General features: G+C 45.0%; 13 protein-coding genes. All 13 read right to left on the reverse strand.

From position 1 onward, the window contains the following. Position 1: 1 nt before the first annotated feature. Entirely contained in the window at positions 2-922 is a 921-nt protein-coding gene (locus tag KDJ85_RS07930) for a D-alanine--D-alanine ligase (RefSeq protein WP_225819188.1), read from the reverse strand. Between the two features lie 2 nt (positions 923-924). Continuing rightward, entirely contained in the window at positions 925-2,388 is a 1,464-nt protein-coding gene (gene murC, locus KDJ85_RS07935; RefSeq protein ID WP_225819189.1) for a UDP-N-acetylmuramate--L-alanine ligase, read from the reverse strand. Between the two features lie 45 nt (positions 2,389-2,433). Further along, the gene (gene murG, locus KDJ85_RS07940; RefSeq protein ID WP_225819190.1) at positions 2,434-3,507 is read right to left on the reverse strand and encodes an undecaprenyldiphospho-muramoylpentapeptide beta-N-acetylglucosaminyltransferase; all 1,074 of its coding nucleotides are present in this window, start codon (positions 3,505-3,507) and stop codon (positions 2,434-2,436) included. Then, complete coding sequence (gene ftsW, locus KDJ85_RS07945; protein ID WP_225819191.1) at positions 3,504-4,697, reverse strand: cell division protein FtsW; 1,194 nt, start codon at positions 4,695-4,697, stop codon at positions 3,504-3,506. Before ftsW ends, murG begins: the two co-directional genes overlap by 4 nt. Continuing rightward, positions 4,697-6,007, reverse strand: coding sequence for a UDP-N-acetylmuramoyl-L-alanine--D-glutamate ligase (gene murD, locus KDJ85_RS07950; protein ID WP_225819192.1), 1,311 nt, complete (start codon positions 6,005-6,007; stop codon positions 4,697-4,699). The genes ftsW and murD overlap by 1 nt, the downstream gene beginning before the upstream one ends. A gap of 1 nt (position 6,008) precedes the next feature. After that, positions 6,009-7,091 (reverse strand): phospho-N-acetylmuramoyl-pentapeptide-transferase, encoded by a 1,083-nt coding sequence (gene mraY, locus KDJ85_RS07955; RefSeq protein ID WP_047756943.1) that lies wholly within the window; start codon positions 7,089-7,091, stop codon positions 6,009-6,011. Then, positions 7,085-8,449 carry a UDP-N-acetylmuramoyl-tripeptide--D-alanyl-D-alanine ligase gene (gene murF, locus KDJ85_RS07960; protein WP_225819193.1) on the reverse strand — a complete coding sequence of 455 codons (1,365 nt, stop codon included), beginning with the start codon at positions 8,447-8,449 and terminating at the stop codon, positions 7,085-7,087. The genes mraY and murF overlap by 7 nt, the downstream gene beginning before the upstream one ends. Next, a complete protein-coding gene (gene murE / locus KDJ85_RS07965; protein WP_225819194.1) occupies positions 8,446-9,933 on the reverse strand; it encodes a UDP-N-acetylmuramoyl-L-alanyl-D-glutamate--2,6-diaminopimelate ligase in 1,488 nt (495 codons plus the stop codon). Before murE ends, murF begins: the two co-directional genes overlap by 4 nt. After that, the gene (ftsI, locus tag KDJ85_RS07970; RefSeq protein WP_206082705.1) at positions 9,920-11,686 is read right to left on the reverse strand and encodes a peptidoglycan glycosyltransferase FtsI; all 1,767 of its coding nucleotides are present in this window, start codon (positions 11,684-11,686) and stop codon (positions 9,920-9,922) included. The genes murE and ftsI overlap by 14 nt, the downstream gene beginning before the upstream one ends. A gap of 12 nt (positions 11,687-11,698) precedes the next feature. Continuing rightward, entirely contained in the window at positions 11,699-12,019 is a 321-nt protein-coding gene (ftsL, locus tag KDJ85_RS07975; RefSeq protein ID WP_206082706.1) for a cell division protein FtsL, read from the reverse strand. Continuing rightward, complete coding sequence (gene rsmH, locus KDJ85_RS07980) at positions 12,019-12,972, reverse strand: 16S rRNA (cytosine(1402)-N(4))-methyltransferase RsmH (protein ID WP_225819195.1); 954 nt, start codon at positions 12,970-12,972, stop codon at positions 12,019-12,021. The genes ftsL and rsmH overlap by 1 nt, the downstream gene beginning before the upstream one ends. A 2-nt stretch (positions 12,973-12,974) precedes the next feature. Beyond that, positions 12,975-13,433, reverse strand: coding sequence for a division/cell wall cluster transcriptional repressor MraZ (gene mraZ, locus KDJ85_RS07985; protein WP_206082708.1), 459 nt, complete (start codon positions 13,431-13,433; stop codon positions 12,975-12,977). 698 nt (positions 13,434-14,131) lie between these two features. Then, on the reverse strand, positions 14,132-15,148 hold the full coding sequence (cra, locus tag KDJ85_RS07990) for a catabolite repressor/activator (RefSeq protein WP_225819196.1): 1,017 nt from the start codon (positions 15,146-15,148) through the stop codon (positions 14,132-14,134). Positions 15,149-15,199 lie beyond the last annotated feature (51 nt).

Genomic DNA, 15,199 nt, shown 5'->3' on the forward strand with positions numbered 1-15,199 from the left:
ATCAACGAGCCAATTCTAAAATTCGCACAACTAACTGCGAAAAATCTAAACCTGCCTGACGCGCGGCCATTGGTACTAAGCTGTGGCTCGTCATACCTGGCGAAGTGTTCACTTCCAACAAGTAAAACTGCCCATCGCTATCTTGCATCACGTCAACACGCCCCCAGCCATCACAACCGACCGCTAAATAGGCATTCATCGCTAACTCAGCAAGCTCAGACTCACGTTGTGCATCTAAACCACTTGGGCAGAAATATTGGGTCTCATCAGACAAATATTTTGCTTCGTAGTCATAAAATATTCCTGGCGGCTGGATACGAATCGACGGTAGCGTTTTATCACCTAATACCGCGATGGTGTATTCAGGACCACTGAGCCACTTTTCAATTAATACGGTTTCGTCGAAACGAAACGCTAATTCAAGTGCCGCAGGTAATGCATCTAAGCTGTCCACCTTACTCATACCAACACTCGAACCTTCTAAGCTTGGTTTTACAATTAATGGCAAACCCAGTGTGTTAACTTTTGCAGCGATTTGTTCACAACTCAACTGCGAATGTTGCTGTTTAGTTAAGTATATATAAGGAGATACACTTAGTCCCGCACCTTGCCATAATTGTTTTGTTCTGAGCTTGTCCATACTCAGTGCCGATGCCATTACGCCACTTCCCGTGTAAGGCAAACCAAGGTATTCAAGCATCCCTTGGATCGTACCATCTTCACCACCTCGACCATGCAATGCGATGAAAACTTTATCAAAACCTGCTTCTTTTAACGTAATAACAGGGAAAGTTTTGGTATCAATAGGATGCGCATCAACTCCGCCTTGGCGAAGCCCTGCCAATACGGCATTTCCTGACTGAAGTGACACTTCACGTTCAGCTGATGTCCCACCAAATAGCACCGCAATTTTCTCTGCCATGTTTATTCCTCGACCATTGGTGGCTGTAATTTCGTTTCCGCGAGCGTTTTGGCTATTTTACCAATATTTCCTGCGCCTTGAACTAAAATTAAATCATTTTCATCAAGAGTTTGAGCTAAAAGATGAGAAATTTGTTCCGGTTCTGAAACATAAATCGGATCAATCTGACCACGACCTCGAATTGTGCGGCATAATGAGCGGCTATCAGCCCCTGCAACATGCTTTTCACCCGCTGAATAAACATCCAACATCAGCAATACATCCACTTGCCCTAATACATTGACGAAATCGTCGTATAAATCACGGGTACGTGTATAACGATGTGGTTGAAAAATCATCACAATGCGTTTATCTGGCCAACCGGCTCGTGCCGCTTTAATGGTGGCATCCACTTCTGTTGGGTGGTGACCATAGTCATCCACTAACATGACCTCACCTTCTTTGCCGTTGACATTGCGTAATGCAAAATTGCCCAAGAAGTCAAAACGGCGTCCTGTACCCTGGAATTCCACTAATGCAGATAAAATGTGTAAGTCATCAATGCCTTCTTCCGTCGCAACCGCAACCGCAGCTGTGGCGTTTAATGCATTATGGCGACCTGGCGCGTTCAACACGACCGTCAATTCCGGCATATTTTCACGTGCAATAGTGAAAAAGCCTTGGTTGCCTTTTTGTTCGTATTTGGTGATGCGCACATCGGCATCCTCACTAAAACCATAAGTGGTGATGTAGCGGCCAATTTTTGGTAGCAATGAACGAATGACAGGATCATCAATACACATCACTGCACGGCCATAAAATGGCAAGTTATGCAGAAAATTAATGAAGGTGTCCGTTAAATTATCAAAGTTACCTTGGTAAGTATCCATGTGGTCAGCTTCGATATTGGTCACTACCGCAACTAATGGCTGCAAATGCAAGAACGATGCATCACTTTCGTCCGCTTCCGCAATCAGATAACGGCTACTCCCTAAACGTGCATGTGTTCCCGCTGATTTCACTAACCCGCCGTTAACAAACGTAGGGTCTAAACCTGCTTGTGCATAAATGCCTGAAATCATTGCCGTCGTGGTCGTTTTACCATGTGTTCCCGCAACAGCGATACCGTGACGGTAACGCATTAATTCAGCTAACATTTCAGCACGACGAATAACAGGAATACGGAGTTCTTTCGCCGCTTGAATTTCAGGGTTTTCACTTGAAATCGCCGTTGAAACGACAACCACACTGGCATTCTCAACATTTTCTGGACGGTGATTAAAATAAATCGTTGCACCTAATTCAGTTAATTGTTGAGTCACAGCATTGGGCGCCAAGTCTGAACCACTAATTTCATAGCCTTCATTTGCCAACACTTCAGCGATACCACCCATGCCAGCACCACCGATGCCGACAAAATGGATGTGCCTGACTCTTCTCATTTCTGGCACTGATGTTCTTAATTTCGCTAATTGTTGTGTATTCACTCTGTTTTCGCTTCTTTATAAAATCGGTATCAAATGTGACTAAAACTATTTAGCCACTTCGCAAATCACGGCTGCAACACGTTCAGTTGCATCACTAATTGCACAATCATGGGCTTTTTCAGCCATCGACAACAATTCTGCTCTATCCCACTGCTCAAGCAGGTTTGCTACCGCTTCTGCGGTAAATTGTGGTTGCTCTAAGATCTTCGCAGCGCCCGCTTTTTCCAGTGGTAATGCATTCCAATATTGCTGGCGGTCTTTGTGCTGAAAAGGAACAAAAATAGCAGGTAAACCTGCGGCTGCAACTTCACTGACGGTCAATGCGCCAGAACGGCATACAACAATATCTGCCCAAGCATAAGCTTGCGCCATATCGTCAATAAATTCAGTAACTTTATACTCAGAATTGCCTGAAACTTGCAGATGTTCATTATACAACGCTTCAGTAGATTCCTTACTGCCTTTTCCCGCTTGGTGCCAGATATTTAACTGTTTGCCTACTTTTGCAGCAACTTGTGGCATCACTTGGTTTAAAATCCGAGCACCTTGGCTGCCACCTACAACTAATACGCGTATCGCGCCTTCTCGACCTGCTAAGCGAGCCGCAGGTGCAGGCAGTGCCAGTACATCTTCACGAACAGGGTTACCAACTACAGGTGCATCAGGGAAAGCCCCCGGAAACGCTTGCAAAACCCGTTTTGCGATACGCGATAACCATTTGTTCGTCAAACCCGCGATGCCATTTTGCTCATGAAGAACAACCGGAACACCACACTGCCATGCCGCAATACCACCGGGGCCTGAAACATACCCCCCCATGCCTAAAACCGCATCGGGCTGATAACGTTTAATAATCGTTTTTGCTTGGCGAATCGCTTTATAAATACGCCATGGCGCGCCTAACTGTGCGGCAATACCTTTGCCTCTTAAACCTGAAATCTGAATAAACTCAATATCTATGCCATGTTTTGGCACTAAGGTCGCTTCCATTCTATCCGCCGTTCCTAACCAGCGAATTTCCCAGCCCTGAGCCTGCAAATAATGCGCCACAGCCAGCCCTGGAAAGACATGCCCTCCTGTTCCACCTGCCATGACGAGTAATTTTTTTGGCTGACTCATTTGGTACTCCTTACAAACGCCTGCGCTTTTTCTAGGCGTGTTTCAAAATCAATTCGCAGTAATACCGCTATCGCTGCGGCCATCACTAATAAACTGGAACCACCATAACTAATTAGGGGTAACGTTAACCCTTTCGTTGGCAGCATACCGGATGCTGCACCGACGTTAACCAAGGCTTGGAAAGTAAACCAAATACCAATAGAGCAGGCCATATAGCCGCCAAATAATTGGTTAGACATCAACGCACGACGCCCAATCATCATCGCCCTAAATGCCAACATGAACACCATTAACAGGACTAATACAACTCCGACATAACCCAATTCTTCCGCTAACACGGAGAAAATAAAGTCAGTATGCGCTTCAGGCAGATACTCCAGTTTTTGAACTGAATTTCCTAACCCTTGGCCTAACATTTCACCACGACCAAATGCCATTAATGACTGTGTTAACTGATAGCCACTACCAAATGGGTCATCCCATGGGTTTAAAAACGAGGTTACACGGCGTAAACGGTAAGGCTCAAACCAAATCAGCGCTAATACCCCCACCGCACAGGTGGCAATACCAATAATAAACGGAGCTAACCTTGCGCCTGCTAAAAACAGTAAGCCTAATGTTGTGACGACTAATACAATGACCGTACCTAAGTCAGGCTGTAAAAGCAGTAATGATGCCATCACAATCAAAATACACATCGGTTTGATAAACCCAAGGAAGCGAGTACGAACTTCTTCCGACTTACGTACTAAGTAACTGGAAACATAGCAAAATAAAGTAAATTTAGAAATTTCAGCTGGCTGAATTTTCACTAACCCGACGTCAATCCAACGAGATGCCCCGTTAACCGAACTCCCTGCCACTAATACCACGACTAACATGCCCAGTGAGCCCATCAAAAATAGGAAGTTATACTTTTCCCAAAAAGCCATCGGTATGCGCATGACCGCTAATGATAAGGCGAAAGCAATAACGAGATAGACCATGTCGCGCTTTGCAAAGTAAAACGGGTCTTCCGTCAGACGCTGCCCCACAGGCATCGAGGCCGAAGTCACCATAATGAAGCCGATTGCCGCTAAACCGAATGCCAACCAGACCAATGTACGGTCGTACAACGTTGAGCCTGAAATCACGCCATTTTTTTCACCAATGACCCAATTTTTTAAACGCATCGCACCCGGTATGCTCATTACCCCAGCTCCTTCGCTAATTGAGCAAAAACAGCACCACGCTGCTCAAAGTTTTTAAACTGATCTAAACTGGCGCAGGCTGGGGATAGTAAGACCATATCCCCCGCTTTTAATTGCGGTGCAATTTGGCGCAAGCTTTGCTCCATCGTGTCAGTTAATACTGATTTTTCAGGGGCTAATGATGCTAATGCTTTTCCATCACGACCAAAGCAGTATAAATGGTAGTTATCCGCAGCAATATATTGTTTTAACGATGAAAAATCAGCTGACTTACCATCTCCACCTAACAATAAATAGACTGAGCCATCAACATGCAACCCATTTAATGCGGCTTCGGTGCTGCCCACATTGGTGGCTTTGGAGTCGTTAATCCAACGCACACCGTTGTTAAATAACACGAGTTCAAAACGATGTGCTAGCCCTGCATAGGTTTTCAACACCTCAATACAAGCTGGACGCGAAATATTCACTGCATCCGCAAGGGCTAACGCAGCCAGTGCGTTCAAATAGTTATGCTGACCCGTCAAGTGCATCTCATTCACGTCCAACAGTGTTTTACCGTTGACCACCAGCACGCGATTTTTAGTGTCAAAACAATACTTGCCACTGTTCACCCCAAAACCAATACATTCATCAGCGGATTGGTTTTCAGGCAGCGTTAACGCATCTTGCATATTCACGATACAATTCTGTGCACCATGATAAATTTTTAATTTCGCACCGCGGTATTGTGATAAGCCCAGTGGATATCTGTCCATATGGTCTTCGCTGATATTCAGTACCGTTGCTGCTGCCGCTTTTAAGCTTGATGTAGTTTCGAGTTGGAAGCTGGATAGTTCTAAAACGTACAATGCATGGCCTGAATTGAGCAGAGACAGCGCTGGTGTGCCAATATTGCCCCCCACGCCAACAGAAATTCCCGCCGCCTTTGCCATCTCCCCGACTAACGAGGTGACTGTGCTTTTTCCGTTTGACCCCGTAATCGCCACAATCGGCGCATCGGCTTCACGACAAAACAGTTCAATATCACCAACAATTTCAATGCCGTTTTGTGCCGCTTGCTGTAATTGTGGTGTCGCTAACGCAATCCCAGGGCTTGCAACAATCAAATCCGCTTCTTGAAGCCATTCGTTATTCAAACTTCCACGATGACACTGCACATTTTCGGGCAGTTTATCCACACCTGGGGGGGTTGCTCGGGTATCCATCACGCGTGGCACAGCACCACGCTCGATGAAAAATTGAACGCAAGATAGGCCTGTGACGCCCAGACCTATAATGACAACGTTCTTACCCTGATAATCAACCATATTAACGCACCTTCAACGTTGCTAGCCCAATCAGTACTAGCATCAAGGAAATAATCCAGAAGCGCACGATAACACGAGGTTCTGGCCAGCCTTTCAATTCATAATGGTGGTGAATTGGTGCCATGCGGAAGATCCGTTGACCACGTAATTTAAACGAACCAACCTGTAAAATAACGGATAAGGTTTCAACCACAAATACCCCACCCATAATCACTAATAGGAATTCTTGGCGCAGTAAAACGGCGATTGTACCTAATGCACCACCGAGCGCTAGTGAGCCTACATCCCCCATGAAAACTTGTGCTGGGTATGTGTTAAACCAAAGAAAGCCTAAACCAGCCCCAACAATAGCAGTGCAAACAATCACCAACTCACCTGCGTGTGGTAAGAATGGAATATGCAAGTAGCCCGCAAAATTGACGTTACCTGTCGCCCATGCCACTAATGCAAAACCAGCCGCAACAAATACCGTTGGCATGATGGCTAAGCCATCAAGGCCATCCGTTAAGTTCACCGCATTACTCGTACCGACAATCACAAAATACGTCAGTAAAATGTATAACATGCCCAGTTGTGGCATCACATCTTTGAAGAATGGCACAACAAGTTGAGTGGCTGGCGTGTCTTTGCCTATCGCATACATAGAAAAAGCAACAATTAATGCGATAACGGACTGCCAAAAATATTTCCAACGAGCGATTAAGCCGCGCGTGTCTTTTCTTACCACTTTGCGGTAATCATCCACAAAACCAACGATGCCGTAGCCGATTAACACCAGCAACACACACCAAACATAAGGATTATCTAAGCGCGCCCACAGTAAAACTGACACTGTAATTGAAAATAGGATCAACAGACCGCCCATGGTTGGCGTGCCACGCTTACTGAAATGTGACTCAGGGCCTTCGCTACGCACGACTTGCCCAATCTGCATTTTTTGCAGATAAGCAATCAGGTGCGGCCCCATCCATAACGCAATCGCAAGTGCAGTCAGCAAACCGACAATGGCTCTGAACGTCAGATATGAAAAGACGTTCAAGACAGAAAACTTGTGGACCAACATTTCGGCAAGCCAGACTAACATTCGAAGCACTCCTTCAATGCATTCACAACATCTTCCATCGCGGAGCTGCGTGAACCTTTAACTAAAATGGAAACAACATCATTCTGCTGTGCTAGCGGAATTAGTCGGGTTAATAAATCGCTTTTTACCGTAAAGTGCTCACCACACTCACTAAATTCGCTGATCAACTTACTGAGTTCACCAACGCTAAATACTTTATCTAAACCAGCCTGTTTTGCTGCAACACCCACTCGCTGATGGCACTCCTCTGCGTAGTCACCCAGTTCGCCCATATCACCAACGACTAAAATGCGGTAACCCGGCATTTTTTCCAGTACGTGAATAGCTGCAATCATGGAGCCATCATTGGCATTGTAGGTGTCGTCCAATACCACTTTGTGTTCTGCTAAGCGCACAGGAAACAAACGACCTGGCACGGCTTTGGTATTTGCTAAGCCATTTTTGATATCTTCAAGGCTTGCCCCAACCGATATGGCTAATGCACTCGCCGCTAATACGTTGGCAATATTGTGGACACCAGGCAGTGGTAACGTAATATCAACAGCGCCAATTGGCGTATGTAACACAAAATCCGTGGTTAATTGGTTAATTCGAATATCTGTCGGGTAGAAATCAGCTTTAGGCTGTTGTGTTAATGAGTAATACCACACCGTTTGGCGTGGTTGGAACTGCCATTTTTCACTGTAACTATCCAGATTGACAATTGCCGTCCCTTCTTCTGGGATACCTTGGTAAATTTCACCTTTGGCTTTTGCTACACCTTCTGGCGAACCAAACCCTGCTAAGTGCGCACCAAATAAATTGTTTACTAATGCCGTTTCTGGCTTAACAATATTAGTGGTGTAGGCAATCTCATTTGGGTGGTTAGCCCCCATCTCAATCACAGCAAAATCGTACTCTGGCGTTAAGCGAAACAGCGTTAACGGCACGCCGATATCGTTATTTAAGTTACCTGCGGTATATAATGTTTTGCCTCGCTCAGCCAAGATAGATGCCGTCATTTCTTTCACAGACGTTTTACCCGATGAACCTGTTAAACCAACAATGCGAGCACTCACTTGCTGGCGAACCCAGGCAGCCAGTTGCCCCATTGCGATACGGGTATCATCTACAACCACTTGTGGGCAATTTACGGCCAGTTGGCTCTCGACTAATAAGGCTTTTGCGCCGTCGGCCACCACTTGCTCAGCAAAATGATGAGCATCAAAACGTTCCCCTTTAAGGGCAATAAACAAACCGTTCTCACCAATTTTACGGCTGTCTGTGCTAACGCTTTCAAGCTCAAGTTCGCAGTTAGAGGCAAACTCAATCCGCCCTGAAGTAATTTTTGCGAGTTGCGTGAGGGTTAATGGGATCATGCTATCACCCCCAATAACCGTGCCACCGTTAATCGATCGGAATAATCTAACTTGCGATTACCAATAATTTGGTAGTCTTCATGCCCCTTCCCTGCAAGGACAATCACATCATCGGGTGAGGCTTGCAAAATAGTATTAGTTACTGCTTCTGGACGCCCTGGTATCGCTAGCGCACGGCTTGAATCCAGTAAGCCCGCCATAATATCGTTGATAATATCCATTGGGTCTTCACTGCGAGGATTATCGTCAGTGATAATGATTTTATCTGCCCACTCTTCTGCCGCAGCCCCCATAAGTGGGCGCTTACCTTTATCGCGATCTCCACCACAACCAAACACACACCAAAGCTGCCCTTTACAATGTAAACGAGCTGCTGCAAGGGCTTTTTCTAATGCGTCAGGTGTATGTGCATAATCGACAACAACAGTTGGTTTGTTCGGTGCACTGAAGACTTCCATTCGGCCACAAACTGGTGAAAGAGATGAGGTCGATGCTAATAATTGCTCGAGTGGATAATCCATCATTAACAATGTCGCCATCGCAACTAATAAGTTACTGACGTTAAACGCCCCCATTAATGGACTTTCAAATGCGCCGTTACCCCACGTGGAATCAAAATGAATCGTCGCGCCTTTATCGTGGTATTCCACTTCAGTGGCTTTTAACCATGGCCCTTGCCAGCTTGCTGGAATACGATTTTCCATCGTCACCGCACATGCTTGTGGTAGGCGCTGTAACCATTTCAGCCCAACGTCATCATCAGCATTAATAATTTGATTTTTAGTTTGATGCGTCGAGAAAAGTAACCATTTTGCCGATTCATAATTTTCCATATCACCATGGTAATCAAGGTGATCACGACTTAGGTTAGTGAACACTGCGGCGGCGAATTGCAATGCCGCGACACGCCCTTGTACTAAACCGTGGGAAGACACTTCCATCGCAGTCAATGTGGCTTTTTTATTTAATAGCTGCGTAAGTTCTAACTGAATATCTACCGCAGAGCCTGTGGTATTCTCCGTTGGTGAAACCTGCCCTAATAAACCATTTCCAACAGTCCCCATCACAGCGCTTGTCTCACCAAGGCCTTTCGCCCACTGTGCAATCAGTTGGGTTGTTGTTGTTTTACCATTTGTTCCCGTCACGCCTACTAATTTCATTTTGGCAGAAGGCTGGTCATAAAACTCACCTGCCAGTGCAGATAAACGATTGTTTAAGTCATTGAGGTAAATCACTGGCACGCCATGAACAAAACGAACTTCGCCTTCCTCAGCTTCACCTTGCGCCTCTGCAATCACAGCACCAACCCCTTGTGCAATCGCTTGAGGAATATAATGCCTACCATCCGACTGGTGGCCTTTTATGGCAATAAACAGATCACCCGCGGCAGCCTTCCGACTGTCTAGCGTCATCTCACGCAGTGAGATAGGAGTTGTGCTTACACCAAATGGCGCAAGAAGATCACAAAGATTACGATCTGCCACTTTTAACCTCTTTTTGACTGTTCACAATTTCATTTTTATCATCAGGTTGTAACGCATCTGGCTCAATATTCATCAGTCGTAAGACTCCGCCCATAATCGAACCAAACACAGGAGCAGAAACTGCCCCTCCGTAGTATTTACCACCACTTGGCTCGTTGATTAATACAACAAGCGCATAACGTGGATTACTTGCAGGTGCTACACCCGCTGCGTAAGCGAGATATTTTTCAACGTATCGCCCTTCGGGGCCGACTTTTTTCGCAGTACCTGTTTTAATGGCAATACGGTAACCTTTAATCGCGGCACGTGCACCACCACCACCAGGCAGAGCGACACTTTCCATCATATGCACCACAGTACGCATAATTGGCTCAGGGAAAACACGAGTTCCAGGTACTGGTGGGTCAACTTTTGTGATAGATAGCGGCCTATAGATACCAAAACTACCAATTGTTGCGTAGGCTCGCGCTAATTGTAACGGTGTTACCATTTGCCCATAGCCAAAAGAAAAGGTGGCCCTATCTAAATCAGACCACCGTGTTTTTTTACTTGGAAAGATGCCACTACTTTCCCCGACTAACCCCAGATTAGTCGGCTTGCCAAACCCAAAGCGGCTATACACATCCACCAGCTCTGTGGCAGGCATCGCTAACGCCAGTTTAGAAACACCCACGTTACTCGACTTCTGTAAAATTCCAGTAATCGTTAATTCCGCATAGCGCGCAACGTCTTTAATTTCATGTCCACTAATACGATATGGATAGGTATTAATGACTGAGTTTTCTTTAATAATTTTGTTGTGCAATGCGCTCATTACCACCATTGGTTTTACTGTTGAACCTGGTTCAAAAATATCGGTAATTGCGCGATTACGCATGGCATCCATTGCTGTGCCAGCAAGGTTATTTGGGTTATACGATGGGCTATTGGCCATCGCCAATATTTCCCCAGTATGTACATCCACTAAAATTGCCACACCTGATTCCGCTTTATTTTCTTGCACGCCGCGAGTCAGTTCACGATAAACAATTGATTGAATGCGTTCATCGATACTTAATGTCAGGTTATGCGCCGCTTGGCTATCGACGGATGAAATCGTTTCGATCACGCGACCATTGCGGTCTTTACGAACCGTACGCTCTCCTGGAGCGCCTTTTAACCAGCGGTCAAAACTTTTTTCAACACCTTCAATACCTTCACCATCAATGTTTGTCACACCTAACAAGTGTGCTGTCACAGGGCCTGAAGGGTAATAACGGCGAGATTCTTTGCGCAGATAGATACCTGGAATTTTTAATTTTTTAACGTAGTCACCGATAGACGGGTTAACTTGACGCGCTAAATATACAAAACGGCCACGCGGGTTGGCCGATATTTTCTTGGTAATTTGCTCGAGTGGAATTTCGAGTGCGTCTGCAAGCGCTTTCCAGTGCTCATCATTGCTAATGCCACCTTTTTCAAACACTTCTTTTGGATCTGCCCAAATTGCATTAACTGGCACGCTGACCGCGAGTTGCCGACCTTCACGATCGCTAATCATCCCCCGAGCCGTTGCCACTTCTTGAACACGCAAAGAGCGCATATCCCCTTCTTTAACCAGTTTTTCAGGGGCAATAATTTGCAGGTAAGCCACGCGCGTTAATAACCCTGCTAGCGCTAAGACAATACACCCGCACAGCAAAATAAAGCGCCAGCGGACAAAGCTGGTACTTTCTTCTTGTTTCTTATTTTTTGCTGTTTTTGGTGCTTTCATTGGGAACCTTTTTTATTGTTGAGAAACAATAATTTTTTCTTGTGATGGCTCAACTTGAACCATCTGTAATTTATCAACAGACAAACGCTCAATACGGCTATGGCTCGCTAATGCGTTTTCCTCGAGGATCAGATTGCGCCATTCAATATCCAACGAATCTTTTTCTTCGTACAATTTGTCTTTAGCTGCGGTTAATAAGCGAGTTTCATGTGCCGTTGTAACCACAAATACAGCACTGATAATAATCGCAGCCAATAAAATCAAAGGAACGATACCGTAGCGAAATAAATCACGTCCAATTACGCGTGCTAGGCTGTGCCTTTCAGGAACCATTATTGCGTCGCCTTTTCTGCAAAACGCAGCACAGAACTTCGTGCGCGTGGGTTTTCGTCAATTTCATTATCCGAAGGCTTCATTTTGCCTAAGTCACGTAACTGCGCGGCACCTAATGCTTTAATTTGCGTTTCTGTCAGTGGGATCCCAGCAGGCACACTTGGCCCTTTACTGTTTTTACGGATAAATTGTTTAACTAATCTGTCTTCCAAAGAGTGAAAACTGATAACTGACAAACGCCCTTCTGGTGCTAAAACCTTCATCGCACCGTTTAGTGCCTGCTCAATCTCTTCCAGCTCACTATTGATGTAGATACGAATAGCCTGAAAGCTACGAGTTGCAGGATGTTTATGTCGATCTTTCATCGGGCTGACTTTTGAAATTAATTCAGCCAGATGGCGTGTCCGTGTTAATGGTTCTTCTTCGGGGTTATGGTTTCGTTCCACAATCGCCCTAGCGATACGCTTCGAAAAACGCTCCTCGCCAAAGGTTTTCAACACCCATGCAATGTCATCAGCCTCTGCGTTCATTAACCATTGCTGTGCCGATTGCCCTTTGGTTGGGTCCATGCGCATATCCAATGGCCCGTCTCGCATAAATGAAAACCCTCTTTCTGGGTCATCCAATTGCGGTGAAGACACGCCTAAATCCAATAAAACACCATCAATTTGCCCCGCTAACCCTTCTTCTTCCACATATTGTGCAATGTCAGAGAACGGGCCATGCTTAATCATAAAACGCGGGTCATCGATGGCTTCAGCAGCTTTAATTGCCTCTGGGTCACGGTCAATGGCGATTAAACGCCCGTGCTCACCCAATTGACTTAAAATTAAGCGAGAATGCCCACCTCGACCAAAAGTGCCATCGATATAAATACCGTTTGGCTTAATATTCAAGCCATTAACGGCTTCATCTAATAATACGGTTACGTGCTTAAATTGCTGTTGCGTCATTGTTATAGTGACAAATCCTGTAAGCGGGCTGAGAGTGGTTCAGTGGTGAGACGCTCTGCAGCGATATCATTTTCCACTTGTTTGTACCAAGTTTGCTCATCCCAAAGTTCAAATTTATTAATCTGGCCAACCAACATGACCTCTTTGGTTAGCCCTGCGTGTTGGCGCAATGTATTGGCTAACAAAAGACGTCCTGCATTATCCATCTGGCATTCGCTAGCATGACCCAGTAAAAGCCGTTGTACACGTCGTTCTGCTTCATTCATGGTGGATAATCGAGACAGCTTTTCTTCAATGATTTCCCATTCAGGCAAGGTATAAAGCAGCAGGCACGGCTGGTGAAGGTCAATGGTACAGACCATTTGCCCTTTTGCTTCCTCGGTCAGCATTCCTCGATAACGAGTAGGCACGGTTAGCCGCCCTTTGCTGTCGAGATTAACCAGTGTTGCCCCACGAAACATACCCGATTAAACCCCTTTTATTTCCTTGCTACCCACTTTACCCCACAATTCTCCACATATAAAGTTTACGAATGGTATGAAAACCTTGTCAAGCCAGTCACACCTAGCTTTAGGTTTATTTACAGAACAATTCAGAAAATAGAAGGACGGGTAAAATCTTACTTGGAAAGAAAATAAGAAATAACAAATTGATATAATTAGCTTATTTTATAAATTTCGCACAAAATAGCAAAGTGGCTGTTTATTGTTTAAAAATCATACAAACGAGGCTAAATCCAATCTCTATCTCATTTTTAATCAGTGTATTTCGTACCAATTCTTTACTTTTAATCTGTTCGTAAAACAGTGTTGATGCACTGTAAAGATAAAAACGCCCCTCCAGCAAAATAAAATCGTTATATTTCATTGAACTAAACAACTGTTTTAATAAACAGTATTAAAATTACAAGCGCAGTGACCAACCCAATGCAAACCTAGGCAAAATCCTTTTTTATTTTTGTTTTTATCGCATTTAGCTTTTGTTACAAAATAAATAAATAATCGATTAGGATAATTCCTAAAGTTAAATATTTACTTATTTTTAGCCTACAAAAAAAGGGCACCTACATTATAGGGGCCCTTATATTACTCATAATCGTGATCAACATCACTCATTATTGAATGGCTTTACACTGATCGCCTAAAGTTACGGCTATCTTTTATTGCTTACGACCTAAACTTCCACGACGACATAAGTCACGACGAATTCGAGTGATACCCGCATCGGGTTTTTGCTTTTCATCGAGGCTAGCTAATACTAGCTCTAAGATACGCTCTGCAATATCACGATGGCGCTGAGCAAGTGACAGCACAGGGCAACCGAGGAAATCCAATAATTCGTTATCCCCAAAAGTCGCAATAACCATATGCTCAGGCAAACGGCCACTACGTTTAAGAGCCACATCCAGTACGCCTTGGAGTAAGGAAAAGGATGTTGTAAATAACGCATCTGGCATCTCATTACCGCTGTCGAGCCAATTCGCAAATACTTCTGCGGCAGAATCTCGCTCGTAGCTATTTGCATACAAATAGTCAACTTCACGTTCACGCGTATCGCCATTCCATGCTTTACGGAAACCTTGTTCACGTAAATAGCTGACAGACAGTTCAGGTAATGCCCCTAAGTACAATACCGATTCAGCTTTGAATTTACGCAATTCAGCTGAAATCATGAAAGCATCTTCTTGGTCATCTCCTACAACGCTAATAAAGTGCTCTTTTTCAAGCGCTCTATCCAGTGCGATGATAGGAAGTGAACGGTTCGCCCAACGCTGATAAAAAGGGTGCTCTGGCGGAAGTGCAGTCGACACAATAATAGCATCAACTTGGCGCTGTAAAAGGTGCTCAACACAACGGATTTCGTTGTCAGGTTGATCTTCAGAACACGCGATTAGCAGTTGGTAGCCACGTTGACGTGCCTGCCTTTCTAGATAATTTGCTATACGTGTATAGCTGGTATTTTCCAGATCAGGGATCACTAACCCAATGGAACGGGTGCGCCCTGCACGTAACCCCGCAGCAACTGCATTTGGATGGTAATTGTGCTCTCTGACGACTGCCATCACTTTTTCAACAGTTTTATCGCTGACTCGATACTGCTTGGCCTTGCCGTTGATCACATAACTAGCCGTTGTGCGGGAAACACCCGCTAGACGGGCTATCTCATCCAGTTTCACGTTAACCTCTTTTTAATTTCGGGAGCAGCCTCGAGTCATTCGAGGCCTTAT

Origin of the sequence: Providencia vermicola (genome assembly GCF_020381325.1) — a bacterium.
Classification (GTDB): domain Bacteria; phylum Pseudomonadota; class Gammaproteobacteria; order Enterobacterales; family Enterobacteriaceae; genus Providencia; species Providencia vermicola.

What these genes read in the sequence shown, in the direction of transcription:
- KDJ85_RS07930 (WP_225819188.1), bottom strand. Translation starts at nt 922, where the DNA reads ATGGCAGAGAAAATTGCGGTGCTATTTGGTGGGACATCAGCTGAACGT.
- murG (WP_225819190.1), bottom strand. Translation starts at nt 3,507, where the DNA reads ATGAGTCAGCCAAAAAAATTACTCGTCATGGCAGGTGGAACAGGAGGG.
- ftsW (WP_225819191.1), bottom strand. Translation starts at nt 4,697, where the DNA reads ATGAGCATACCGGGTGCGATGCGTTTAAAAAATTGGGTCATTGGTGAA.
- murD (WP_225819192.1), bottom strand. Translation starts at nt 6,007, where the DNA reads ATGGTTGATTATCAGGGTAAGAACGTTGTCATTATAGGTCTGGGCGTC.
- mraY (WP_047756943.1), bottom strand. Translation starts at nt 7,091, where the DNA reads ATGTTAGTCTGGCTTGCCGAAATGTTGGTCCACAAGTTTTCTGTCTTG.
- murF (WP_225819193.1), bottom strand. Translation starts at nt 8,449, where the DNA reads ATGATCCCATTAACCCTCACGCAACTCGCAAAAATTACTTCAGGGCGG.
- ftsI (WP_206082705.1), bottom strand. Translation starts at nt 11,686, where the DNA reads ATGAAAGCACCAAAAACAGCAAAAAATAAGAAACAAGAAGAAAGTACC.
- ftsL (WP_206082706.1), bottom strand. Translation starts at nt 12,019, where the DNA reads ATGGTTCCTGAAAGGCACAGCCTAGCACGCGTAATTGGACGTGATTTA.
- rsmH (WP_225819195.1), bottom strand. Translation starts at nt 12,972, where the DNA reads ATGACGCAACAGCAATTTAAGCACGTAACCGTATTATTAGATGAAGCC.
- mraZ (WP_206082708.1), bottom strand. Translation starts at nt 13,433, where the DNA reads ATGTTTCGTGGGGCAACACTGGTTAATCTCGACAGCAAAGGGCGGCTA.